The sequence below is a fragment of the Nocardioides plantarum genome, from assembly GCF_006346395.1.
GTDB lineage: Bacteria > Actinomycetota > Actinomycetes > Propionibacteriales > Nocardioidaceae > Nocardioides > Nocardioides plantarum.
Window position 1 is genome coordinate 537,782 of the sequence record NZ_VDMS01000001.1, and the last position, 21,996, is coordinate 559,777.

The following is a 21,996-nucleotide window of genomic DNA, read 5'->3' on the forward strand; positions in this document are numbered from 1 at the left end:
TCGTCAACCCTATGCTGGGCCGATGCCCGCACTCGCTACGGACTTGTCCGACGTCACCCGGTCCGAGGCCTCGCTGCGTCGCTTCCTGCACGGCCTGTCGGGTGTCGACCAGGTCGGCGCCGAGGCCCGAGCCGCCTCGCTCGGCACCCGCTCGATCAAGACCACGGCCAAGGCCCAGGCCCTCGACCTGGCCATCTCGATGGTCGACCTGACCACGCTCGAGGGCTCCGACACCCCCGGCAAGGTCACGGCGCTGGCGTCGAAGGCGATGCGGCCCGACCCCGCCGACGGCTCCTGCCCCCAGGTCGCCGCGGTCTGCGTCTACCCCGACATGGTGGCCACGGCCAAGGCGACGCTCGGCTCCTCCGGCGTCAACGTCGCGGCTGTCGCCACGGCGTTCCCCAGCGGCCGCGCGGCGCTCGACATCAAGCTGGCCGACACCCGTGACGCGGTGGAGGCCGGGGCCGACGAGATCGACATGGTCATCGACCGCGGTGCGTTCCTCTCGGGCCGCTACCTCCACGTCTTCGACGAGATCGTCGCCGTGCGCGAGGCGTGCGTCCGCACCGACGGCGAGGACGCCCACCTCAAGGTCATCTTCGAGACCGGCGAGCTGCAGACCCTCGACAACGTACGCCGGGTGAGCTGGCTGGCCATGCTGGCCGGCGCCCACTTCATCAAGACGTCGACCGGCAAGGTCCAGCCGGCCGCCACGCTGCCGGTGACGCTGGTGATGCTTGAGGCCGTCCGCGACTTCCGCGAGTCGACCGGCCAGATGGTGGGCGTCAAGCCCGCCGGTGGCATCCGCACCGCCAAGGACGCGATCAAGTACCTCGTGATGGTCAACGAGGTCACCGGCCCCGACTGGCTCGACCCCGACTGGTTCCGCTTCGGCGCCTCGACCCTGCTCAACGAGCTGCTGATGCAGCGCACCAAGCTGACCACCGGGCGCTACTCCGGTCCCGACTACTTCACCCTGGATTGAGAAACATGGTCTCGACAAGCTCGACCACCGACCTGTTCACCTACGCCCCCGCGCCCGAGTCGCGCAGCGTCCTCGACCTCAAGCCGTCCTACGGCCTGTTCATCGGCGGCGAGTTCGTCGACGGGCACGGCTCGGCGTTCAAGACGATCAGCCCGGCCACCGAGGAGGTCCTCGCCGAGGTCGCCGAGGCCGACGCCGCCGACGTCGACGCGGCGGTCAAGGCCGCCCGCCGTGCCTACGACCGCGTGTGGTCGCGGATGCCGGGCAGCGAGCGCGCCAAGTACCTCTACCGCATCGCCCGGATCATCCAGGAGCGCGCCCGCGAGCTCGCCGTGCTCGAGTCCCTCGACAACGGCAAGCCGATCAAGGAGTCGCGCGACGTCGACGTCCCCATCGTCGCCGCGCACTTCTTCTACTACGCGGGGTGGGCCGACAAGCTCGAGCACTCCGGCTACGGCACGACCCCGATCGGCGTGGCCGGCCAGATCATCCCGTGGAACTTCCCCCTGCTGATGCTGGCCTGGAAGATCGCGCCCGCCCTGGCCTGCGGCAACACCGTCGTGCTCAAGCCCGCCGAGACCACGCCCCTGACCGCGCTGCTGTTCGCCGAGATCTGCCAGCAGGCAGACCTGCCGGCCGGCGTCGTCAACATCGTGACCGGCGCCGGTGCCACCGGCCAGGCGATCGTCGACCACGCCGGCGTCGACAAGGTCGCCTTCACCGGCTCGACCGCCGTCGGCAAGGCCATCGCGCGCTCGGTCGCCGGCTCCACCAAGAAGGTCACCCTCGAGCTGGGCGGCAAGGCCGCCAACATCGTCTTCGACGACGCCCCCATCGACCAGGCCGTCGAGGGCATCGTCAACGGCATCTTCTTCAACCAGGGCCACGTCTGCTGCGCCGGCTCGCGACTGCTGGTCCAGGAGTCGATCGCCGAGGAGCTGCTCGCCAAGCTCAAGACCCGGATGGGCACCCTGCGCCTCGGTGACCCCCTCGACAAGAACACCGACGTCGGAGCGATCAACTCCGCCGCCCAGCTGGCGCGCATCCGCGAGCTGAGCGACATCGGCGAGGTCGAGGGAGCCGGGCGCTGGTCGCCGCCGTGCGACCTGCCCGAGCGCGGGTTCTGGTTCCCGCCGACGCTCTTCACCGGTGTCACCCAGGCCCACCGGATCGCCCGCGAGGAGATCTTCGGACCGGTGCTCTCGGTGCTGACCTTCCGCACGCCCTCCGAGGCCGTCGAGAAGGCCAACAACACGCCGTACGGCCTGTCGGCCGGTGTCTGGACCGAGAAGGGCTCGCTGATCCTGCACATGGCCGGCGCGCTCAAGGCCGGTGTGGTCTGGGCCAACACGTTCAACAAGTTCGACCCCACGAGCCCGTTCGGCGGCTACAAGGAGTCGGGCCAGGGCCGCGAGGGCGGTCGCCACGGACTGTCCGCCTACCTGAAGGGCGGCGACCTCTGATGGCCCGCGACACCACCCGCATCGACGTCCGCAAGACCTACAAGCTGTTCATCGGCGGCGCGTTCCCGCGCTCGGAGTCGGGATACTCCTACGTCGTCAACGACGCCAAGGGAGAGTTCGTGGCCAACGCAGCCCTCGCCTCGCGCAAGGACGCCCGCGACGCCGTCGTCGCCGCCCGCAAGGCCGTCGGCGGCTGGTCGGGTCGCACCGCCTACAACCGCGCGCAGATCCTCTACCGCGTCGCCGAGCTGGTCGAGGACCGCCGCCCGCAGTTCCTCGCCGCGGTCCAGCAGTCCGAGGGGCTCAGCTCCAGCAAGGCCACCGCGGCCGTCGACGCAGCCGTCGACCGCCTCGTCTGGTACGCCGGCTGGGCCGACAAGCTGACCCAGGTCGTCGGCAACGCCAACCCGGTGGCCGGGCCGTTCTTCAACCTCTCGACCCCCGAGCCGACCGGCGTCGTCGCGGTGCTGGCCCCGCAGGCGTCGTCCCTGCTGGGCCTGGTCTCGGTGATCGCCCCCGCGATCGTCACCGGCAACACCGTGGTCGTCGTGTCCTCCTACGAGCGGCCATTGCCGGCGGTCACGTTCTCCGAGGTCCTGGCCACCTCCGACGTGCCCGGCGGGGTCATCAACATCCTCACCGGCTCGGCCGCGACGATCGGCCCCTGGCTCGCCTCGCACATGGACGTCAACGCCATCGACCTCACCGGCGCGGCCGGCGACACCGACCTCACCACCGCCCTCGAGGTGGCCGCGGCCGACAACCTCAAGCGGGTACGTCGCGCACCGGCCGCCGAGCCCGACTGGACCGTGACGCCCGGCCTCGACACCATGACCGACTTCGTCGAGATCAAGACGGTCTGGCACCCGATGGGTGTCTGAGACACACACCCATGCCTGCCCGCGTCATCGTGCTCGCCGGTCCCTCGGGGTCGGGCAAGTCGCGCCTCGCCGAACGCCTCGGACTGCCGGTCCTGCGGCTCGACGACTTCTACAAGGACGGCGGCGACCCGACGCTCCCCCGCATCACCGAGGGCGCCAACGCCGGCCTGGTCGACTGGGACCACCCCGACTCGTGGCTGTGCGACGACGCCGTGGCCGCCGCGATCGCCCTGTGCCGCGACGGGGGCGGCGACGTCCCGGTCTACGAGCTCGCGCGTGACGGTCGCACGGGCTGGCAGCACCTCGACCTCGCCGGGGCCCCGTTCGTGGTCGCCGAGGGGATCTTCGCCCAGGAGGTGGTGCCGCGGCTGCGCGAGGAGGGTCTGCTCGCCGCCGCCTACTGCGTGCGACGGGCCCCGATCGTCACGTTCTGGCTGCGACTGGTGCGAGACCTGCGCGAGCACCGCAAGCCGCCCCTGGTGCTCGTGCGACGCGGCCTGGCGCTGATGCACGAGCAGCGCCACGTCGTCGCGCACGCGGCCGAGCTGGGGTGCCGCCCGGTCAAGCCCGACGAGGCCGCCGCCGAGGTCGAGCGCCTGCGCGCCACGGTCTCCTGAACCTGGCCTGGCCCCGGCCTGACACCGGCCCGGTCCTGGCCGGGCCCGGCGGCACTACCCGTGGTTCAGCGTCGACCCGCGGCCCGGGCGGCGGCCTCGGGGACCAGCTCGGCGTAGACGTCGTCGACGATGCCGGTGATGTGGGACCAGTCGCGCTCGGCGCGCACCCACGTGCGGGCGTTCTCGCCCATGCGGGCCCGGAGGTCGGCGTCGTCGGCGTACCGCTCGATGACGCGGGCCAGGTCGCTGGCGTCGCCCTTCTCGAACACCAGGCCCGTGTTGCCGTCGTCGACGATCTCGGTGAGGGCGGCGACGGAGGAGACGATGACCGCCTTGCCCATGGCCATCGACTCGAACGGCTTGATCGGCGAGATGGCCTCGCACACCGGCAGCGGCAGCCGTGGGAACGGGGCGATGTCGACGAGCGAGAGGTAGCGGGCGACGTCGTCGTGCGGCACGCGGCCGGTGAAGGTGACGTGCCGGCCGAGGTCGAGCTGGTCGGCGAGCGCGTGCAGGCGGCCCTCGACGTGGCCGTCGCCGACCACGACCAGGTGCAGGTCGTCGCGACGCGAGACCAGCTCGTGCACGGCCCGCAGCAGCAGGTCGAGGCCCTCGTAGTCGACGAGCCCGCCGGCGTAGCCGATGACGGTCTTGCCGACCACGCCGAGCTCGGCGGCCAGCTCGGGGTCGCGCGGACGGCGCTCGAAGCGGTCGGTGTGGACGCCGTTGGGGAGCACCACGAGCTTCTCGGCCGGCACCCCACGCTCGATCATCAGCTCGCGCAGGGCGTGGGTGATGACGAAGACGCGGTCGGCGTGCTGGGCGATGCCGGTCTCGAGCCCGGCGGTGAACGCGTGCCGCTCGGAGGTCTCGAACGACGGGTCGCGCGAGACCTTCATCAGCTCCTCGAGGCCACGCATCTCGTAGACGAACGGCACGCCGAGCTTGGCGGCCACGGCCTGGGCGGCGAGCCCGTTGACGTGGAACGAGCTGGCGTGGATGACCGCGGGCCGGTGCTCGCGGGCGATGACCTCGAGCGCCTTCGTGTAGCGGTCGATGTAGTTCTGCAGGGGGAACTGCGGGTAGCGCCGGTCCTGGGTCAGGATCCGCTGGTAGGTGATGCCGTCGACCACGTCGACGGGGGCGACGACGCGGCGGTCGCTGCTCGCCCACCGGTCATGGGGGAACCCGGGACGGGTGACGGCCCGCACGTCCCAGCCGCGGGCCGCGAGGCCGGTCAGCACCCCGTGGGTGCGGGTGGCGTAGCCGCCGGAGGTGTGGGGCATCGACTGCGCCAGCACCGAGAGCACCGCGTCGGGGCGCGGGAGGTAGCGGCGGGTCGGGTTGACCGGGGTGAAGGACCAGCCGTGGTCGACGACGTCGACGAGGTCGCGCGCCGTGGTCCAGGTCTCGCGAGCCCATGTGTCGTCGGGCGCGAGCGCGAGCGCGTGCGCGGCGAGCCGGCGGGCGACGCGGGCCCGGCCCTTCTTGAGCGCGGTGCTGGCCGCTCGGCGCAGCTCGAGCGCAGCGGCGGCGACGTGCACACCGGCACCGGCCCGGTTGACCGGGTGGGCGTCGACGTAGTCGGCCAGCAGCTCCCACTCGCCGCGACGGACCAGGGCCCGGGCCACCACGGGCACCGGACGCAGCAGCGTCTGCGTCGCGGTCTCCAGCGCCGCCGGCAGGTCGGTCGCGTCGACGAGGACGATCTCCTGCGCGGCCTCGGCCAGGACGGTCTCGAGACCGTGGCGGCCCCACGCGGCCAGGCGGGCGCGGTAGGCCTCGATCTCGTCCAGCGTGCTGTAGGGCAGGACGGCCAGGGCCCGGTCGAGGTTCTTGCGGTTGCGCGGCTCGGCGCGCAGGATCGCGGTCAGGGCGGCGAAACGGTGGGTGTCGTCGGGCCCGGTCGGGTTGCCGAGCACGCGATGGCGCTCGAGCAGCGCCGTGAAGGCCACCGGCTCCGACGCGACGGCCTGGGCAGCCGCCTCCCGAGCACCCGCCTGGTCGCCCGACGTACGACGGACCTCGGACAGCAGCGACCACGCCTCGCTGCGCTGGGTGCCGGTGAGGTCGTCACCGAGCACCCGCTCGATCAGGCGCGTGGCCTTGGCGGCGTCCTTCTCCAGGCGCAGGGCCCGCCGGGCGTCGGCCAGGAGGGCGCGGGCCACGAGGGGGTGGGCGGCGCCGGGGCCGGGCACGCCCTCGCCGGGCAGGCGGTCGGCAGCGGCGCTGACGACCGCCGCCCCGGTACGGCGGACGTAGCGACGGGTGCGCAGGCGCAGGCTCTGGGCCATGGGTCAGACCTCGACGTGGGTGCGGGGGTCGCCGTGGAAGACCAGGCGGCCGGTGGCGGTCATGAAGGTGCGCTCGGCGACGGTCCAGGTGTGCCCGGAGGTGTCGGACTCGCGGATGGAGACGTAGTTGAACCGGTCCCCGGACCAGACCGGGACGCCCTCGGCGAGGGCGCGGTCGAGCACGTCGGAGTCGACGCCCCGGGGCAGGTCGCTGAAGCGGATGCGGCGCAGGAGGTCGCCGTCGAAGACCATCGACCCGCCCTGGATGCGTCGCTGGTAGGTGTTCTCGGCGTCGGGGTAGCGCAGCACGACGGCCTCGCTGCCGCGCAGCCAGACGTAGTGGGCCCACTTGCCGACGACGCCGGCACCGGTCGAGTCGAACGCGTCGACGAGGTCGGTGAGGTAGTGGGCGCCGTAGTAGTTGTCGTCGTCGAGCTTGGCGAGGTAGTCGCCGCCAGCGGCGTCGATGCCGAGGTTGAGGCAGGCCCCGAGCGTGAGCTCGACGGGCGCCTCGACGACGGTCAACGACGTCACCCCGGCCGCGGTGGCGCGCTCCTTGAGCTCGCCCTGGTCGAGGTCGAAGCCGTGCAGCACCAGGACCAGCTCGACCGCAGGGTGCACCTGGCGGCCGACGTTGGCCAGCACGGTGTCGAGCTCGTGCGGCCGGTTGGTCGCGACGATCGCCGAGACGCTGCGCAGCGGTGCCGGACGCTCGAAGCCGATCGCGTCGGCCATGGTGGCCACGCGCGAGGTCAGCGAGTGACCGTGGCGCACCGCACGCGCCAGGGCCAGGCCCTCGCGGTCGCGCAGCTCGGGCTGGTGGATGCGGGCGACCAGGTCGCCGCGCCAGGTGCGCGCGTCGACGTGCGTCGGTACGTCGAGCCCCTCGGGCGTCGTCAGGTCACCGAGACCGACGACGGGCGTGCCCGCGGCGGCGGCGGCGAGCAGGGTCCAGGTGTCGTCGGGCGCGCGACGCGGGCCGTCGGCCAGCACCGCGGCGTCGGACAGCAGGTCGTCGAGGCCGGCGGGCTCGGTGAGGTCGGTGACCCGCTTGGCCAGGACGCGCGCGACGCGCACGGTCGGGTCGAGACGGGCCAGGCGGAGCAGCTCGGGGTCACCGGTCTCGGGGTCGATGAGCGGACGCAGGCCGGGCAGCAGCACCGCGGCGGTCAGCGCCGCGGGCTCGGGCGCGACCGGGCCGTCGACGACCAGGACCGCACCGTGGCGCGGCTCCGGCGGGGCGGGACGCAGCCGGCTCGAGCCGGCCGGGGCCAGCAGCCGGGCCGAGGGCGCCACGGCCTGCCATGCGGCGAGCTGGGAGGCGAGGGCGACGTAGACGTGGGTCGCCTGCGCGAGCAGCGCGGTGTGCTTGGCGGCCGGGCGGGCCGCGGTGACCCACACGACCAGGGGGACGTCGCCGAGGTCGAGCCCCTCGGGGACCTCGACGCCGTCGGCGACCTCGACCAGGGCCAGGTCGGCCCGGGGCCGGACGCCGGGAGCCAAGGGCACCTGGCGCCACTCGCGGTCGAGCGCGGCGCTGAGCCGCTCGGAGGCGTGGACGGCCACCCGCAGGCCGGGCAGGGCCGGCTCGATCCGGTGGGGCACGACGGGGACGGGCCCGGTCGGCTCCTCCTCGGCGGCGCGGCTCCAGGGCAGGACGGCGGACAGCGACTCGGGCCAGGTGAGCTTCATCAGTTGTCTCCCTGCTTCTCGGACCAGGTGACGGCGTTCTCGAGGGCGCGGCCCAGGACCGGGGCGAGCGACTCGACGTAGGTCTTGGTGATGTGGGAGCCCTGTCGGTAGACGAGGATGTTGCCGACGATCGGCGGGCAGGTCTTGCCCTCGGGGCAGATGTAGTCGGTCATGTCGAGGAACGGGATCTTGGCCTTCTCGGCTGCCTCCCGCTGCACCGAGAGCCCGCTGGCGTCGACGCCCTTCTGGCGGTCGTAGCCGCACGGGGTGACGTCCTTGTCGAACTCCTCGGACACGCAGGTGTAGACCTCCTTGAACGTCTGCGGGGTGTCGGCGAGGCCGACCACCTTGACCCCGGCGTCCTGGAGCTTCTTCCAGTAGGACTCCATGCCGGCGCGCATCGCGTCCTCGCTGGTGTCCTTGGGGTCGCCGTTCTCGTCGACGATGGCGGTCCGCCGGGCCTGGGCGGTGAGCACGACGTCGGGCTTCTCGTCGCCGGTCAGGCGGCTGAGGACGTCCTTGCCCCAGTCGCGGCAGGTCGAGTAGGCCTCGCCGTTGAGCGTGACGGAGGCGTCGACGAACGGGCACGCCGACTTGGTGTAGGTCGTGACCTTCCAGTTGTTCTTCTCGGTCAGCGCCTGCAGGGCCGGCACCCACTGGGCCGCCTTGGAGTCGCCGACGACCGCGATCGTGAGGTCGGCGTCGTCGGGGCCGTAGGTGCACACGTTGACCTCGGCCGAGTCCTGGGCGGTCTGGCAGCCCTGGTCGTAGAGGTCGGGCACGTCCTCGACGGCCGCGAGCGGGTTGGGGGTGATGTCACCCAGGCTGCCGTACGTCTTCGGTGGGGTGGGCAGAGGAGGAGCCGGGAGCGCGTCGTAGTCCCAGGGCTCGTCGGGTGCGACGGCCGACGGGAGGTCGGTGGCGAACGGACTGGTCGGCGCCGGTCCGCTGCTCGTCGAGCTCGCGTTGGCGAAGCCGAGCGCCAGCATCAGCCCGGCCACCACGGCGATCAGCGTCGACACGACGCCGACACCGAGGGCGACCCGGACGTGGTCGGAGACGAACTTCGAGTGGCGGATGGGGTTCTCGACGAACTTGTAGGACAGCCACGCCGGGATCACGCACAAGATCACGATGAGCATGCCGACCGGGACCGAGATGCCGTCGTAGCGGTCGCGGGCCACGGTCAGCAGCGGCCAGTGCCACAGGTAGAGCGAGTAGGTCAGGGCTCCGATGAACTGGATCGGCCGGTTGCCGAGGATGAGGACCGGCCCCTTGGACCCGGCCGCGGCGCCACCCGCGATGAAGAAGCTGGCGCCGAGGATCGGCAGCAGCGCGGCCGCGCCGGGCCAGGTCGTGGCGTCGGTGTAGAAGAAGCCGGCCGCGAGGATCATCAGGAGCCCGGTCCAGGCCAGGGCCGCGCCGAACCACTGCGGGAACCGGTCGAAGCGGGTGATCAGGATCGCCACGATGGTGCCGGCGGCGAACTCCCACATGCGTCCGGTCGTGTCGAAGTAGGCCGAGTCGGGCGAGTGGTGGGCGGAGTAGGTCGACCAGATCAGCGAGACCAGGGCGAGGCTCCCGATCACGGCCAGGAGCACCGGGCGGAAGAGCGGGGGCCCCGACGGGCTCTCCCCGGAGTCGACCGCGCCGGCCGCGGCGGTGGCCTTGCGGTGCATCCGGTTGGTGATCCAGATGGCCAGGAGCACCAGGAGCGGCCACACGAAGTAGAACTGCTCCTCGACCGACAGCGACCAGTAGTGCTGCACCGGGGACTTGGCGATGTCCTCGTTGAGGTAGTCGACCGCCCGGCCGGTGAGGTGGTAGTTGATGAAGTAGAGGGCCGAGGCGACGATGTCGCCACCGGTGTTGGCCCACCGGATTTTGGGGACCAGGAAGTAGACCATCGCCGCGGTCGCGACCAGCACCAGCCCGGCGGCCGGCAGCAGGCGCTTGGCGCGCCGGGCGTAGAAACGGCCCAGCGAGACGTGACCGTCACGGTCGGCCTCGCGCAGCAGCTGCGCGGTGATCACGAACCCGGAGATCACGAAGAAGACGTCGACGCCGACGAAGCCGCCGTGGAGCAGCTTGAGTCCGGCGTGGTAGGGCAGCACCAGCAGGACGGCGATGGCGCGCAGGCCCTCGACGTCCTTGCGGATCCGGTGGCCGCCGACGGCGCCGCTGGGTCGGGCCGCGCGCTTGCCGGAGGGCCGGCCGTCGTCGGAGCTCCCGGGGTTTCCGGGGCGGTCGAGCAGGGTCATCAGGCCTCCGCGTGTCGGGCAGGGTCACCGTGGAAGAGCAGTCGCGAGGAGCGGCGCAGGATCTCGTTGTCGGAGATCGACCACGTGTGGCCGCCGGCCGCGCGACGCACGGACACGAAGTTGAACCGGTCGGCGGCGTAGACCGTGCCGCCTCCGGCGTGGATGGAGCGCAGGAAGTTGGTGTCGACCGCGCGCGGCAGGTCGGGGAAGCCGACCTCGCGGGCCCGCTCGCGCGAGGTGAGGATCGTGCCGCCCTGGACCAGGTCGGTGTGGCGGTGCTCGTGCTCGGCGAAGCGGAGCAGCACGGCGCCGCTCTGCTCGAGGTGGACGAAGTGGGCCCACTTGCCGACGACGTCGGCCTGCGCGTAGGCGTGGGCGCGGACCAGGTCGGTCAGGTAGTGCGGCAGGTAGAGGTTGTCGTCGTCGAGCTTGGCGACCAGGTCGCCGTCGGCGGCGTCGAGCGCGACGTTGAGGCAGGCACCGAGCGTGAGCGACCGGTCGGCAGGGCGGACGACGAGGTCGGGCACGCCGATCTCGGCCGCGCGCTCGGCGAGGTCGTCGGGCACGTCGAAGCCGTGGGGCACCAGCACGAGCTGGCGGTTGGTCCACGACTGCGCCGCGACGAACCGCAGCACGTGGTCGAGCTGCTCGGGGCGGCGCGTCGGGATCAGTAGGCTGACCGACTTGCCGAGGTCGGCCTCGTGCGGCACGTCGACCGCGCGCAGCACCGCGGCGACGCGGTGCTCGTAGAGGTGGTCGTCGAAGACGGTGCGGTGGGCGTGCAGGGCACGCCGCTCGCGCAGGTCGTCGTGGCCGAGCAGGACCTCGAGGGCGGCCCGGGTCTCGTCGGAGTCGTGGACGACCTCGACGTCGGCGCCGAACACCGGGGCGATCGCCGGGGACGGCGTGGAGATGATCGCGGTCTGCGCCGCGGACAGCTCGAAGAGCCGGCGGCTGCACATGGTCTTGCTGGTGGTGACCGAGTTGACGTTGAGGAACACCTGGTAGGCGGTGTAGCCGGCCAGCATCTTGGGGTAGGGCAGGCTGCCGACCACGTAGGGAGAGAACTCCCGCGGGAACTGGTAGCGCTTGTCCTCCGACATCATCCGCGACCAGATGTGCAGGCCGAAGTCGCGCGCCGGGCTCAGCAGGTAGGTCAGCTGACGGCGTCGGTCGGGGTGCTTGTCGGCGAACCACGTGCCGGCGAAGGCGACCGGGTAGACCCGGCCCTTGCCGCGGCGTACGGGGTTGTGGATCTGGGGCTGCGCGGCGAACTGCAGCAGGTCGACGCGGTCGTGGCCCAGGTCGGACTTGTAGTGCGGGATGCGGTCGGCGTCGACGGTGAAGACCTGGTCGAACAGCCGTGCGGTCTCGAGGAACAGGTCGTAGTTGGGCGGGTCCTCCTTGTTCCAGAAGACCGTCGGGACCTGCTGCTCGCGGCACCAAGCCACGAGGGCCTGCAGCTCCTCGCTCGGGCTCCCGGTGAGGTGGAGCCGCCAGGTGCCGTCGTTGCCGTTCCAGGCCGACTCGACGAACAGGACGTCGGGGCGGTCGGCCTCGAGCGCGGCCCGCCAGGAGTCGGGGCGCACCGGGGTCTGGCGCCACTCGTAGCCCAGGGCCAGCACGGAGAACTCGTCGAGGACGACGGCTGCGTGCACGTCACGGGCGGGGGCGTGACGCGGCAGGGTCACGGCGTCGAGCTTGGGGACGTCGCGTCGCCCGCCGAGCACCCGGGTGCGGGTGCGGGCCCGGCGCAGGGTGACGACGGCGCGCTTGGCGCCCTTGCGGGCTCGTCGCTTGAGGGCGTCCTGGGCCCGACTCACACGCTCTCCCGCTCCGCCAGGAAGGACACGATGACCTCGGCGATGCGAGGGCCGGCGTGGCCGTCCCAGAGCGGGGGCACCGGGTGGTCGCCACCGGGGGCCGCGAGGACCTCCTTGACGGCCTGCGCGAGGTTGTCTCGGGTCACGAGCTGGTTGGTGCCGTGGGTGATCGTCACCGGGCGCTCGGTGTTGGGCCGCAGGGTCAGGCAGGGCACGCCCAGGACGGTGGTCTCTTCCTGCACGCCGCCGGAGTCGGTCACCACGACGGACGCGCCGCGGACCAGGCCCATGAAGTCGATGTAGCCGATCGGGTCGACCACGCGGATGCCGTCGTGGTCGAGCAGGCCGGCGGCCTCGAGGCCCGCGCGACCGCGCGGGTGGAGCGGGATGACGACCGGCAGCTGGTCGGCGACGCCGTGGAGCGCACGGACCAGGGCCTTGACGTCCTCGGGGTCGTCGACGTTGCCGGGGCGGTGGAGCGTGCCGACGGCGTAGGGACCGGTCAGGCCGTGCGCCTCGCGGGCCGCATCGACGTCGTAGCGGTCGATGTTGGCCAGCAGGGTGTCGATCATCGGGTTGCCGACCAGGTGGATGGCCTCGGCCGGGGTGCCCTCGTGGGTCAGGTGCTCGACGGCGTCGGCGCTGGTGGCCAGCAGCAGGTCGGACAGGCGGTCGGTGACGAGTCGGTTGACCTCCTCGGGCATCGAGCGGTCGAAGCTACGCAGACCGGCCTCGACGTGGGCCAGCGGGATCTGCAGCTTGGCGGCGACCAGGGCGGCCGCGACGGTGGAGTTGACGTCGCCGTAGACGACGATGACGTCGGGGCGCCCGTGCTCGCCGTTGAGGACGAGGTCCTCGATGCCGACCAGCACCGCGGCGGTCTGCGTGGCGTGGGTGCCCGAGCCGACGCCGAGGTTGATGTCGGGGCGGGGGATGCCGAGCTCGCGGAAGAAGACGTCGGACATGGCGTCGTCGTAGTGCTGCCCGGTGTGGACGAGCACGTTGCGCACGCCGCGCTCGGCGAGCGCGGCCAGCACGGGCGCGGCCTTGGGGAAGTTGGGGCGCGCGCCGGTGACGTGCAGCGCGGTCAGCGCCGGGGTCGGGGCCGAGGTCGGCTCCGAGGTGGGCGGGAGGCCAGCGGGGTCAGGCACGAGCGAGATCTCCAGTCATCGGGAACGGGTGACAGGGGTGACACGAGGCGACACGGGTCGACACAGGTGAGGCGGGGCGACACGGCAGGCCGAGTCGCGGAGGCGGGAAAACCTGCTCTAATCTACTGGGAATCGGTGGCGTGTTACGCATCGGCGCGGCGGGTCCGGCCACCTCGCACCCTGAGCCATCGCCCCAGCCGAGCCAAGACCCCGAGGAGGAAGCCGAGTCGTGCCCTGGCACCCCCTCATCGCCGCCTCGGTCGCGCGCCGACACCTCGACCAGGGTCCGGGCCACGCCCTCCGCATCGCGCGGCGGGTCCTGCCCGCCCGTGCCCGCAGCGTCCTGCCGGCCCCGTCGAGCGACCGTGCCTCGGCCACCCGGGAGTGGCCCACGGTGGCCGCGACCCAGGCGCGGCGGAGCGGACGACGCCGGCGCGCCGCCCGCCTGCAGGGCGAGGTGGCCGCCCTGCGGCCCGATCTGCGGCCCGACCCGCGAACCGCGGCCGCGCCGTCCCCGGGGCCCCGCCACGCTCCCGTCCGCGCCCGTGCCGACGTCCCGGTCGGCGTCACCCACCTCGTGACGGCCGCCCTGCCCGAGACGGTGGCCGGCTACACCGTGCGCACCCACCGCATCGCCCGCGCCCAGGCCGCGGCCGGGCACCGGGTCCAGGTCGTCACCCGACTCGGCTTCCCGGTCACCCGGGGCCACCTGCGGGCCGACGCCCTCGTCGCCCTCGACGGCGTCGACTACCGACGCCTGCTGGCGACGCTCCCCGCGCGTGCCGACCACGGCCTGGCCCGTGACGCTTCTCTCACGCAGGCGCTGGTCGAGCAGGCCGGCGCCGGCGTGCTCCACGCCCACAGCACCCACGTCAACGCCCAGGTCGCGCTGACCGTGGGCGGTCGGCTCGGCGTCCCCGTCGTCTACGAGGTGCGCGGCTTCCAGGAGGAGACCCGGCGCAGCGCCGACCCCGACCGCACCCTCACCGAGCACTACCGGCTGACCCGCGACGCCGAGACCTGGTGCGCACGACACGCCGACGCCGTGGTCACCCTGTCGCCCAGCATGCGCGACGAGCTCGTGGCCCGCGGGATCGACGGTGACCGCATCCACCTGGCCCCCAACGCCGTCGACGAGGCCTGGCTGAGGGTCGACGACGCCGACCGCGCCGCCGCGGCCGCGCTGCGCGCCTCGCTCGGCTTCGCCGACGACGACCTCGTCGTCGCGGCCGTCGGCACGCTCAACGCCTACGAGGGCCTCGACGTGCTGGTCGGGGCCATCGGTCTCCTCGCGTCCGAGGCGGCCGCGTCCACGACGCCCGGCGGGCCGACGGTCCGGCTGCTCGTGGTCGGCAACGGCCCCGAGCGCGACCGGCTCGCCCGGCTCGCCGAAGGCCTGCCGGTGACGCTGCTCGGAGCCGTGCCGCCCGACGACGTACGCCGGTGGCTGCTGGCCGCCGACGTGTCCGCCCTCCCCCGCCTCGACCTGCCGGTCACCCGGCTGGTCCCGCCGCTCAAGCCCGTCGAGGCGATGGCCCTCGGCCGGCCCGTGGTGGCCTCCGACCTGCCGCCGACCCTCGGGCTGGTGCGCGACGGCGAGACCGGGCTCCGGGTCGCCCCCGGCGACCCCGTGGCGCTGGCCGCCGCCCTGCGCACCCTGGCGACCGATCCCGACCTGCGGCGCCGGCTCGGCCGGGCCGCCGCCGAGCACGTCGCGGCGACCCACACCTGGTCGGCCGTCGCGTCCCTCTACTCAGACCTCTACACCCAGCTCATCCACCAGCGCGAGGAGACACCCGCATGAACAGCCCCACCGCCGCAGACACCGCCACCGACCAGATCGACCTGGTCGTCATCGGGCTCGGCTACGTCGGCCTGCCCCTGGCCCACGAGGCGGCCCTGTCGGGACTCCGGGTCGCCGGGTACGACGTGACCGCAGCCGTCGTCGACGGCCTCAACTCCGGTCGCTCGCACGTCGACGACCTCAGCGACCAGGACGTCGCCGACATGGTCAGCCGCGGCTTCGTGGCCACCCGCGACGAGAGCATCCTCGACCGAGCCACCACCGCCGTCATCTGCGTGCCGACGCCGCTGTCGCCCGAGGGCGGCCCCGACCTCGGCGCCGTCAACTCCGCGACCGCTGCGATCGGCCGTCACCTCAAGGCCGGCCAGCTGGTCGTCCTCGAGTCGACGACCTACCCCGGCACCACGACCGACGTCATCCGCCCGGCCCTCGAGGCGGCGTCCGGCCTGGTTGCCGGCACCGACTTCGCGCTGGCCTTCTCGCCCGAGCGGATCGACCCCGGCAACAAGGTCTACACGCTGCGCACCACGCCCAAGATCGTGGGCGGCCTGACCGAGGGCTGCACCAAGCGCGCGGCCGCGTTCTACAGCCAGGTCGTCGACACGGTCGTCGAGGCCGCCGGCCCGACCGAGGCCGAGACGGCCAAGCTCCTCGAGAACACCTACCGCCACATCAACATCGCGCTGGTCAACGAGATGGCCCGGTTCTGCCACGACCTCGGCATCGACCTGTGGGACGTCATCAACGCCGCGGCGACCAAGCCGTTCGGCTTCCAGGCCTTCCGCCCGGGTCCCGGCGTCGGCGGCCACTGCATCCCGATCGACCCCAACTACCTCTCGCACAACGTGCGGGCGCGCCTGGGCTACCCGTTCCGGTTCGTCGAGCTGGCCGAGGAGATCAACGCCACGATGCCGGCCTACGTCGCCCAGCGCGCGCAGAACGTGCTCAACGAGGTCGGCAAGCCGATGAAGGGCAGCAAGGTCGTCCTGCTCGGCATCACCTACAAGCCCGACATCGCCGACCAGCGCGAGTCGCCGGCGGTCCCGCTGGCCAAGCGGCTCAGCGAGCTGGGGGCCGACCTCGGCTACCACGACCCGCACGTGACCGAGTGGACCCCGGGCGTGCCGGTGACCCGCGTCGAGCTCGACCAGCTCGGCGACGCCGACCTCGTCGTCCTGGTGCAGCAGCACACCGCCTACGACGTGCAGGCGCTGGTCGAGGCCTCCGCCCTGTTCTTCGACACCCGCGGCGCCACCAAGCGCGGCACGGCGCACCGGCTCTGATCCCGGTGCCGGACGACGGGACGACCGGGGCGGGCCACGTGCCGAGTGCCCTGGTCGTCACCGTCGTGCACCGCCCCGACGACGCCCGCATCCGGCAGCGTCAGATCGCCGCGCTGCTGGCCCACGGCTGGCGGGTCACCTACGCGGCGGCGTTCGACGGGCACGGGGTCGTGCCGGCCGACGCCCCCGGCCTGACGTCGGTCGTCCTGCCGCGCGCGGCCGGGAGGCGGCGACTGACCGCCCTGCGCGCCGCCCGTCGGCTCCTGGTCGCCGAGGCCCCGCGCCACGACGTGGTCGTGCTCCACGACCCCGAGCTGCTGCTGGCGACGGTCCGCCTGCCGTCGGGGTCGGCACCGGTGGTCTGGGACGTGCACGAGGACACCGCCGCCGCGCTGGCGACCAAGGCGTGGGTGCCGCGCCCGCTGCGACGTCCGGCTGCCGCGGGGGTGCGCGTGGCCGAGCGCGCCGCGGAGCGCCGGGTCCACCTGCTCCTCGCTGAGACGGCGTACGCCGAGCGGTTCCGTCGGCCGCACCCCGTCGTGCCCAACCTGTCCCCGGTCCCCGGCACGACGCCTGCGCCCGACGTGCCCCGCGCGGTCTACGTCGGCCACCTGACCCGGGCTCGCGGGGTCGCCGAGATGCTCGAGGTCGCCCGGTCGGTGCGGGCCGACGGGATCCGCGTCGAGCTCGTCGGCCACGCCGACGCCGAGTCGACCGCCCTGATCGAGCGCGCCGTGGCGGCCGGCGAGGTCACCTGGCACGGCTTCCTCCCGCTGGCGCAGGCGATGACCGTCGTCGACGGGTCCTACGCCGGGTTGTCGCTGCTGCACGACCTGCCCAACTACCGGCACAGCCAGCCGTCGAAGGTCATCGACTACCTCGCCCACGGGGTGCCGGTCGTGACCACGCCGCTGCCCCTGGCCCGCGAGCTGGTCGAGCGCTCCGGCGGCGGGATCGTGGTCCCCCACGCCGACAGCGCGGCGGCCGCCGACGCGCTCAGGCGCCTGGCGGACGACCCGGCGCTGCGTCGTCGCCTGGGCGCTGCGGGTCATTCCTACGCTCGGGACCACCTCGACTGGGGCCGAGCGGCGGAGGGGTTCGTTGCGGCCCTTGCGGACGTGGCCGCATCCGGCGCCGCTCCCGCGGGATCGAGCGCAGGAAGCCCGCCCCCCACGTCAGGTGCATGATCGCGACCACCACCGGCAGCCGGAGCCTGACGCCGCGCGGCAGCCCGCGGCCCATCGCCGCGGTGGCGGCCAGCACGCCGAGGCCGTAGCCCACCGGGGCCAGCCAGCCCAGCAGCAGCACCACCGCGACCGGCGTCGGCGCGACGGGCAGGGCGACGAGGCCGGCGATCCCCAGGGCCGTGCCGAGGGCGACCGCGGCGGTGACGATCGGAGGGGCGAGGTAGCGCAGCGAGGCGGTGTCGGGGTGCAGGCGCACCATCTCGCGCCGCCAGCGGCCCGAGCCGTGGAACTGCCGGGCCAGGGCCCGCGGTGAGCGCCGCGGCGCGTAGCTGACCGCGAGGTCGGGGGTGAACCAGATCGTCTCCCCCGCCGCCCGCAGCCGGTAGTTGAGCTCCCAGTCCTGGGCGCGCCAGAAGTGCTCGTCGAACCCCCCGACGGCCTCGAGCGCGTCGCGCCGGAAGGCCCCGAGGTAGACCGTCTGGGCGGGGCCCGCCTGCCCGCCGACGTGGAACGACGCGCTGCCGATGCCGAGCGGCGAGGTCATCGCCCGCGCGACCGCGCGACCGAAGTCGGTGTCGCCCTCGGCGTGCATCAAGCCGCCGACGTTGGCCGCGCCTGTCTCCTGGAGCAGCCCGACCACCGTCCGGAGGTAGTGCGGCGGGATGAACCCGTGGGCGTCCACGCGCACCACGTAGTCGTGCGAGGCTGCTGCGATCGCCAGGTTGAGGGCGTTCGGGGTCCGCCGCGCCGGGTTGGCCACGACCCGGACGCGGGGGTCCGCGGCGGCGAGCCGCTCGGCGATCTCGGCGGTCCGGTCGCTCGAGGGCGCGACGGCCAGGACCAGCTCGATGGGGCCGTCGTAGTCCTGGTCGAGCACCCGGCGTACGGCCTGCTCGAGGTGGAGCTCCTCGTCGAGCACCGGCATCACGAGGGAGACCGGCACCGGCGGCGTCGAGGGCCCCGGCTCAGCCATCGAGCAGGGCGGCGTACGCCGGCTTGATCACCTGGTCGATGATCGCGAGCCGCTCGTCGAACGGCAGGAACGCCGACTTCATCGCGTTGATCGTGAACCAGCGCAGGTCGGCGAACCCGTAGCCGAACGCCTCGACCAGGGCCGTCATCTCGTCGGTCATCGAGGTCCGGCTCATCAGCCGGTTGTCGGTGTTGACGGTGACCCGGAAGCGCAGGCTCTTGAGCAGCCCGATGGGGTGCTCGGCGATGCTCGTGGCCGCGCCGGTCTGCACGTTGGAGGCGGGGCACATCTCGAGCGGGATCCGCTGGTCGCGGACGTAGGACGCGAGGCGGCCCAGTGCGACGGTCCCGTCGTCGTGCACGGTGATGTCGTCGACGATGCGGACGCCGTGACCCAGCCGGTCGGCGCCGCACCACTGGATGGCCTGCCAGATCGACGGCAGCCCGAACCCCTCGCCGGCGTGGATCGTGAAGTGGGAGTTCTCACGCTGGAGGTACTCGAAGGCGTCGAGATGTCGGGTGGGCGGGTAGCCCGCCTCGGCCCCGGCGATGTCGAACCCGGCCACGCCCCGGTCGCGCCAGGCGACCGCCAGCTCGGCGATCTCCATGGAGCGGGCCTGGTGGCGCATCGCGGTCAGCAGCTGGCGTACGACGATCGTGCGGCCGGCGCTCACCGCGGCCGCGACCCCCTCCTCGAACCCGGCCTGCACGGCCGCGACCACCTCGTCGAGGCTCAGGCCCTCCTCGACGTGCTGCTCGGGCGCGTAGCGGATCTCGGCGTAGACCACGCCGTCGGCGGCGAGGTCCTCGACGCACTCGCGCGCGACCCGGGCCAGCGCCGGCGCCGTCTGCATCACCGCCACCGTGTGGTCGAAGGTCTCCAGGTAGCGCTCCAGCGAACCCGAGTCGGCCGCCGACGCGAACCAGTCGCCCAGGGCCTCGGCGCTCTCGTGGGTGGGCAGCTCGTGCCCGATCTCCCCGGAGAGCTCGAGGATCGTCGCCGGGCGGAGCCCACCGTCGAGGTGGTCGTGCAGCAGCACCTTGGGTACGGCCCGCACCTGCTCGCGTGTAGGTTCCATCCGATCATCCAACCACCCCTGACGGAGGCACCGATGCGCACCTTCAGCACCCTCGACGAGGTCGCCTCCGCGGCCGGTGAGGAGCTCGGCACCGGGGAGTGGCTCGAGGTCACCCAGGACCGCGTCGACACCTTCGCCGACGCCACCGACGACCACCAGTGGATCCACGTCGACGTCGAGCGCGCCAACGCCGGCCCCTTCGGCGGCCCGATCGCCCACGGCTACCTCACGCTCTCCCTCATCCCCCACCTCGGCACCAGCGTCTTCGCCTTCGAGACCCCCGGCGCCAAGCTCAACTACGGCCTCAACAAGGTCCGCTTCCCGAACCCCGTCAAGGTCGGGCAGCGCATCCGCGACGTCGTCACCCTCCTCGCCGTCGACGACCTCCCCGCCGGCAAGCAGCTCACCATGAAGCACGTCATCGAGATCGACGGCGAGCCCAAGCCGGCCTGCGTCGCCGAGATGCTGGTCGTCCTGCTCGCCGACTGACCGCCGTACGGCGACGGACGAGAGCCCACGTCGGTCGAGGTGCGAAGGCCGCCAGGCCTGAGCCTCGAGACCCCCGCAGCCAACCCACCCGACTTCACCCCCACGTCGGTCGAGGTGCGAAGGCCGCCAGGCCTGAGCCTCGAGACCCCCGCAGCCAACCCGCCCGACTTCACCCCAGGTTTCGCCGGATCGGGGCTCTCCCCGGCGCGGGATCCGCGGGGTCGTGGTGTCCGCGCGCCTAGCATTCCGGGTCTCGCCGTCAAGGACGTCGCTTCGCTCCGCCGCTGCGCGGCGCCCTGCGGGCGTCCTTGACCGCGAGCCTCTCCCGGAATGCTTGAGGGCGCAGACAAGGGCGGGCTGCGCCGCGCCCTCGTCCAGCGCGGACACCCCTTTCCGCCGACCTGAGAGCACTCTCGGGAACCATGGGACCTGCGGGACATCTGAGGGTCGGGCGGCGGCGCAGGCGACGGCGAGCGAGCGAAGCGAGACCTCGCCGTTGGTGCGCGCGCCGAAGCAGACCGCGAGAGGCTCGGGGTCAAGGACGGCCGAAGGCCGCCGCGAAGCGGCGCGAAGCGTCCTTGACGCCGAGACGCGGTCTGCTACGCGCGCCGCCGCCCGACCCGAACGACCAGTGACCCGCGACGAGAAGACGTCGCTACAGACCGGCGTACCCCTGCGGTGGTCTCGAGGCTCGACGCTGGCGCGCCTCGCACCTCGACCGACGTGGGATCAGCTCACCCGGTCGATGACCAACGCCGACGCGGCGGGAGCAGCGGACCCGATCTCCCAGCCGCCCTCGAGCGAGGCGAGGGCGCGGTCGAAGCGGGCGGGCTCGTCGGTGAGCAGCGTGAAGAGCGGCGCCCCGGCTACCACCGGGTCACCGGGCCGCGCGTGCCAGACGACGCCGGCTCCCGCCTGCACGGGGTCCTCCTTGCGGGCGCGGCCGGCGCCGAGGCGCCAGGCGGCGAGGCCGACGGCCATGGCGTCGAGACGGGTCAGCACGCCGGACGACGGCGCCACCACCACGTGGGACTCCCGGGCCACCGGGAGCGCGGCGTCGGGGTCGCCGTCCTGGGCGCGGATCATCGCCTTCCAGGCGTCCATGGCGGAGCCGTCGGCGAGGCGGTCAGCGGGGTCGACGTCGTCGCGGCCGGCGCCGGCGAGCATCTCGCGGGCCAGGGCGAGGGTGAGCTCGACGACGTCGGCGGGGCCACCTCCGGCGAGGACCTCGACCGACTCGGCGACCTCGATGGCGTTGCCGGCGGTGAGGCCGAGGGGCACCGACATGTCGGTCAGCAGGGCCGTCGTACGGACGCCGGCGTCGGTGCCGAGGGCGACCATCACCTCGGCGAGCTCACGGGCCCGCTCGACGTCCTTCATGAAGGCGCCGGTGCCGACCTTGACGTCGAGGACGAGCGCGCCGGTGCCCTCGGCGATCTTCTTGCTCATGATCGAGGAGGCGATCAGCGGGATCGCCTCGACGGTGCCGGTGACGTCGCGCAGCGCGTAGAGCTTCTTGTCGGCGGGGGCCAGGCCGTCGCCGGCGGCGCAGATGACGGCGCCGACCGACTCGAGCTGCGCCATCATCTCGGCGTTGCTGAGCGCGGCCCTCCAGCCGGGGATCGACTCGAGCTTGTCGAGGGTGCCGCCGGTGTGGCCGAGCCCGCGCCCCGACAGCTGGGGTACGGCGACGCCGCACGCCGCCACGAGGGGCGCCAGCGGCAGCGTGATCTTGTCGCCCACCCCGCCGGTCGAGTGCTTGTCGGCGGTCGGGCGCGAGAGCGAGGAGAAGTCCATCCGCTCGCCCGAGGCGATCATCGCCCCGGTCCAGCGGGCGATCTCGGGGCGCTCCATGCCGTTGATGAGGATCGCCATGGCCAGGGCCGACATCTGCTCGTCGGCGACCTCACCCCGGGTGTAGGCGTCGACCACCCAGTCGATCTGGGAGTCGCTCAGGGTGTGGCCGTCGCGCTTGGCGATGATCACCTCGACCGCGTCGTGACTGCTCATCCGAC

15 protein-coding genes and 1 pseudogene are annotated in these 21,996 nt (G+C 73.1%); 8 read left to right on the forward strand and 8 right to left on the reverse strand.

Annotation, left to right across the window (positions count from 1 at the left end):
• The first annotated feature begins 22 nt into the window (after positions 1-22).
• The 4 genes from deoC to FJQ56_RS02510 are packed head-to-tail and all read left to right on the forward strand — an operon-like array spanning position 23 to position 3,946.
• Entirely contained in the window at positions 23-985 is a 963-nt protein-coding gene (deoC, locus tag FJQ56_RS02495) for a deoxyribose-phosphate aldolase (RefSeq protein WP_140007615.1), read from the forward strand.
• A gap of 5 nt (positions 986-990) precedes the next feature.
• The gene (locus FJQ56_RS02500) at positions 991-2,448 is read left to right on the forward strand and encodes an aldehyde dehydrogenase family protein (RefSeq protein WP_211350728.1); all 1,458 of its coding nucleotides are present in this window, start codon (positions 991-993) and stop codon (positions 2,446-2,448) included.
• Entirely contained in the window at positions 2,448-3,329 is an 882-nt protein-coding gene (locus tag FJQ56_RS02505) for an aldehyde dehydrogenase family protein (RefSeq protein ID WP_140007616.1), read from the forward strand. The genes FJQ56_RS02500 and FJQ56_RS02505 overlap by 1 nt, the downstream gene beginning before the upstream one ends.
• Before the next feature lie 11 nt (positions 3,330-3,340).
• Positions 3,341-3,946, forward strand: coding sequence for an ATP-binding protein (locus tag FJQ56_RS02510; protein ID WP_140007617.1), 606 nt, complete (start codon positions 3,341-3,343; stop codon positions 3,944-3,946).
• Positions 3,947-4,011: 65 nt separating this feature from the next.
• Here FJQ56_RS02510 and FJQ56_RS02515 read toward each other — a convergent pair whose 3' ends face one another.
• From FJQ56_RS02515 to wecB, 5 genes are read right to left on the reverse strand one after another with little or no spacing between them, the layout of a single operon-like run.
• Complete coding sequence (locus FJQ56_RS02515; protein ID WP_140007618.1) at positions 4,012-6,240, reverse strand: glycosyltransferase family 4 protein; 2,229 nt, start codon at positions 6,238-6,240, stop codon at positions 4,012-4,014.
• Positions 6,241-6,243: 3 nt separating this feature from the next.
• Positions 6,244-7,932 carry a glycosyltransferase gene (locus FJQ56_RS02520; RefSeq protein ID WP_140007619.1) on the reverse strand — a complete coding sequence of 563 codons (1,689 nt, stop codon included), beginning with the start codon at positions 7,930-7,932 and terminating at the stop codon, positions 6,244-6,246.
• The gene (locus FJQ56_RS02525) at positions 7,932-10,193 is read right to left on the reverse strand and encodes an acyltransferase family protein (RefSeq protein ID WP_140007620.1); all 2,262 of its coding nucleotides are present in this window, start codon (positions 10,191-10,193) and stop codon (positions 7,932-7,934) included. The genes FJQ56_RS02520 and FJQ56_RS02525 overlap by 1 nt, the downstream gene beginning before the upstream one ends.
• Positions 10,193-12,016 (reverse strand): glycosyltransferase family protein, encoded by a 1,824-nt coding sequence (locus FJQ56_RS02530; protein ID WP_140007621.1) that lies wholly within the window; start codon positions 12,014-12,016, stop codon positions 10,193-10,195. Before FJQ56_RS02530 ends, FJQ56_RS02525 begins: the two co-directional genes overlap by 1 nt.
• Positions 12,013-13,167 carry a non-hydrolyzing UDP-N-acetylglucosamine 2-epimerase gene (wecB, locus tag FJQ56_RS02535; RefSeq protein WP_211350729.1) on the reverse strand — a complete coding sequence of 385 codons (1,155 nt, stop codon included), beginning with the start codon at positions 13,165-13,167 and terminating at the stop codon, positions 12,013-12,015. Before wecB ends, FJQ56_RS02530 begins: the two co-directional genes overlap by 4 nt.
• Before the next feature lie 229 nt (positions 13,168-13,396).
• Here wecB and FJQ56_RS02540 point away from each other — a divergent pair, with 229 nt between their 5' ends.
• The 3 genes and pseudogenes from FJQ56_RS02540 to FJQ56_RS22580 all read left to right on the forward strand — a co-directional run.
• Positions 13,397-14,971 carry a glycosyltransferase family 4 protein gene (locus FJQ56_RS02540; RefSeq protein WP_140007622.1) on the forward strand — a complete coding sequence of 525 codons (1,575 nt, stop codon included), beginning with the start codon at positions 13,397-13,399 and terminating at the stop codon, positions 14,969-14,971.
• The gene (locus FJQ56_RS02545) at positions 14,968-16,254 is read left to right on the forward strand and encodes a nucleotide sugar dehydrogenase (protein ID WP_140007623.1); all 1,287 of its coding nucleotides are present in this window, start codon (positions 14,968-14,970) and stop codon (positions 16,252-16,254) included. Before FJQ56_RS02540 ends, FJQ56_RS02545 begins: the two co-directional genes overlap by 4 nt.
• Before the next feature lie 638 nt (positions 16,255-16,892).
• Positions 16,893-17,285: pseudogene (locus tag FJQ56_RS22580) on the forward strand (glycosyltransferase); the annotation flags it as partial.
• On the opposite strand, the gene FJQ56_RS02555 reads toward FJQ56_RS22580, so the two are convergent.
• On the reverse strand, positions 17,251-18,414 hold the full coding sequence (locus FJQ56_RS02555) for a glycosyltransferase family 2 protein (protein WP_140007625.1): 1,164 nt from the start codon (positions 18,412-18,414) through the stop codon (positions 17,251-17,253). The pseudogene FJQ56_RS22580 and the gene FJQ56_RS02555 overlap by 35 nt on opposite strands.
• Complete coding sequence (locus FJQ56_RS02560; RefSeq protein ID WP_140007626.1) at positions 18,407-19,492, reverse strand: adenosine deaminase; 1,086 nt, start codon at positions 19,490-19,492, stop codon at positions 18,407-18,409. Before FJQ56_RS02560 ends, FJQ56_RS02555 begins: the two co-directional genes overlap by 8 nt.
• A gap of 33 nt (positions 19,493-19,525) precedes the next feature.
• Here FJQ56_RS02560 and FJQ56_RS02565 point away from each other — a divergent pair, with 33 nt between their 5' ends.
• Positions 19,526-19,981, forward strand: coding sequence for a MaoC family dehydratase (locus tag FJQ56_RS02565; protein ID WP_140007627.1), 456 nt, complete (start codon positions 19,526-19,528; stop codon positions 19,979-19,981).
• A 729-nt stretch (positions 19,982-20,710) separates the two neighbouring features.
• On the opposite strand, the gene FJQ56_RS02570 is transcribed toward FJQ56_RS02565, so the two are convergent.
• Positions 20,711-21,991, reverse strand: coding sequence for a thymidine phosphorylase (locus FJQ56_RS02570; protein WP_140007628.1), 1,281 nt, complete (start codon positions 21,989-21,991; stop codon positions 20,711-20,713).
• Positions 21,992-21,996 lie beyond the last annotated feature (5 nt).

Excerpts from the sequence above, each read along its gene's own strand:
- deoC (WP_140007615.1), top strand. The coding sequence starts at position 23 with ATGCCCGCACTCGCTACGGACTTGTCCGACGTCACCCGGTCCGAGGCC.
- FJQ56_RS02500 (WP_211350728.1), top strand. The coding sequence starts at position 991 with ATGGTCTCGACAAGCTCGACCACCGACCTGTTCACCTACGCCCCCGCG.
- FJQ56_RS02505 (WP_140007616.1), top strand. The coding sequence starts at position 2,448 with ATGGCCCGCGACACCACCCGCATCGACGTCCGCAAGACCTACAAGCTG.
- FJQ56_RS02510 (WP_140007617.1), top strand. The coding sequence starts at position 3,341 with ATGCCTGCCCGCGTCATCGTGCTCGCCGGTCCCTCGGGGTCGGGCAAG.
- FJQ56_RS02515 (WP_140007618.1), bottom strand. The coding sequence starts at position 6,240 with ATGGCCCAGAGCCTGCGCCTGCGCACCCGTCGCTACGTCCGCCGTACC.
- FJQ56_RS02520 (WP_140007619.1), bottom strand. The coding sequence starts at position 7,932 with ATGAAGCTCACCTGGCCCGAGTCGCTGTCCGCCGTCCTGCCCTGGAGC.
- FJQ56_RS02525 (WP_140007620.1), bottom strand. The coding sequence starts at position 10,193 with ATGACCCTGCTCGACCGCCCCGGAAACCCCGGGAGCTCCGACGACGGC.
- FJQ56_RS02545 (WP_140007623.1), top strand. The coding sequence starts at position 14,968 with ATGAACAGCCCCACCGCCGCAGACACCGCCACCGACCAGATCGACCTG.
- FJQ56_RS02555 (WP_140007625.1), bottom strand. The coding sequence starts at position 18,414 with ATGGCTGAGCCGGGGCCCTCGACGCCGCCGGTGCCGGTCTCCCTCGTG.
- FJQ56_RS02560 (WP_140007626.1), bottom strand. The coding sequence starts at position 19,492 with ATGGAACCTACACGCGAGCAGGTGCGGGCCGTACCCAAGGTGCTGCTG.
- FJQ56_RS02565 (WP_140007627.1), top strand. The coding sequence starts at position 19,526 with ATGCGCACCTTCAGCACCCTCGACGAGGTCGCCTCCGCGGCCGGTGAG.
- FJQ56_RS02570 (WP_140007628.1), bottom strand. The coding sequence starts at position 21,991 with ATGAGCAGTCACGACGCGGTCGAGGTGATCATCGCCAAGCGCGACGGC.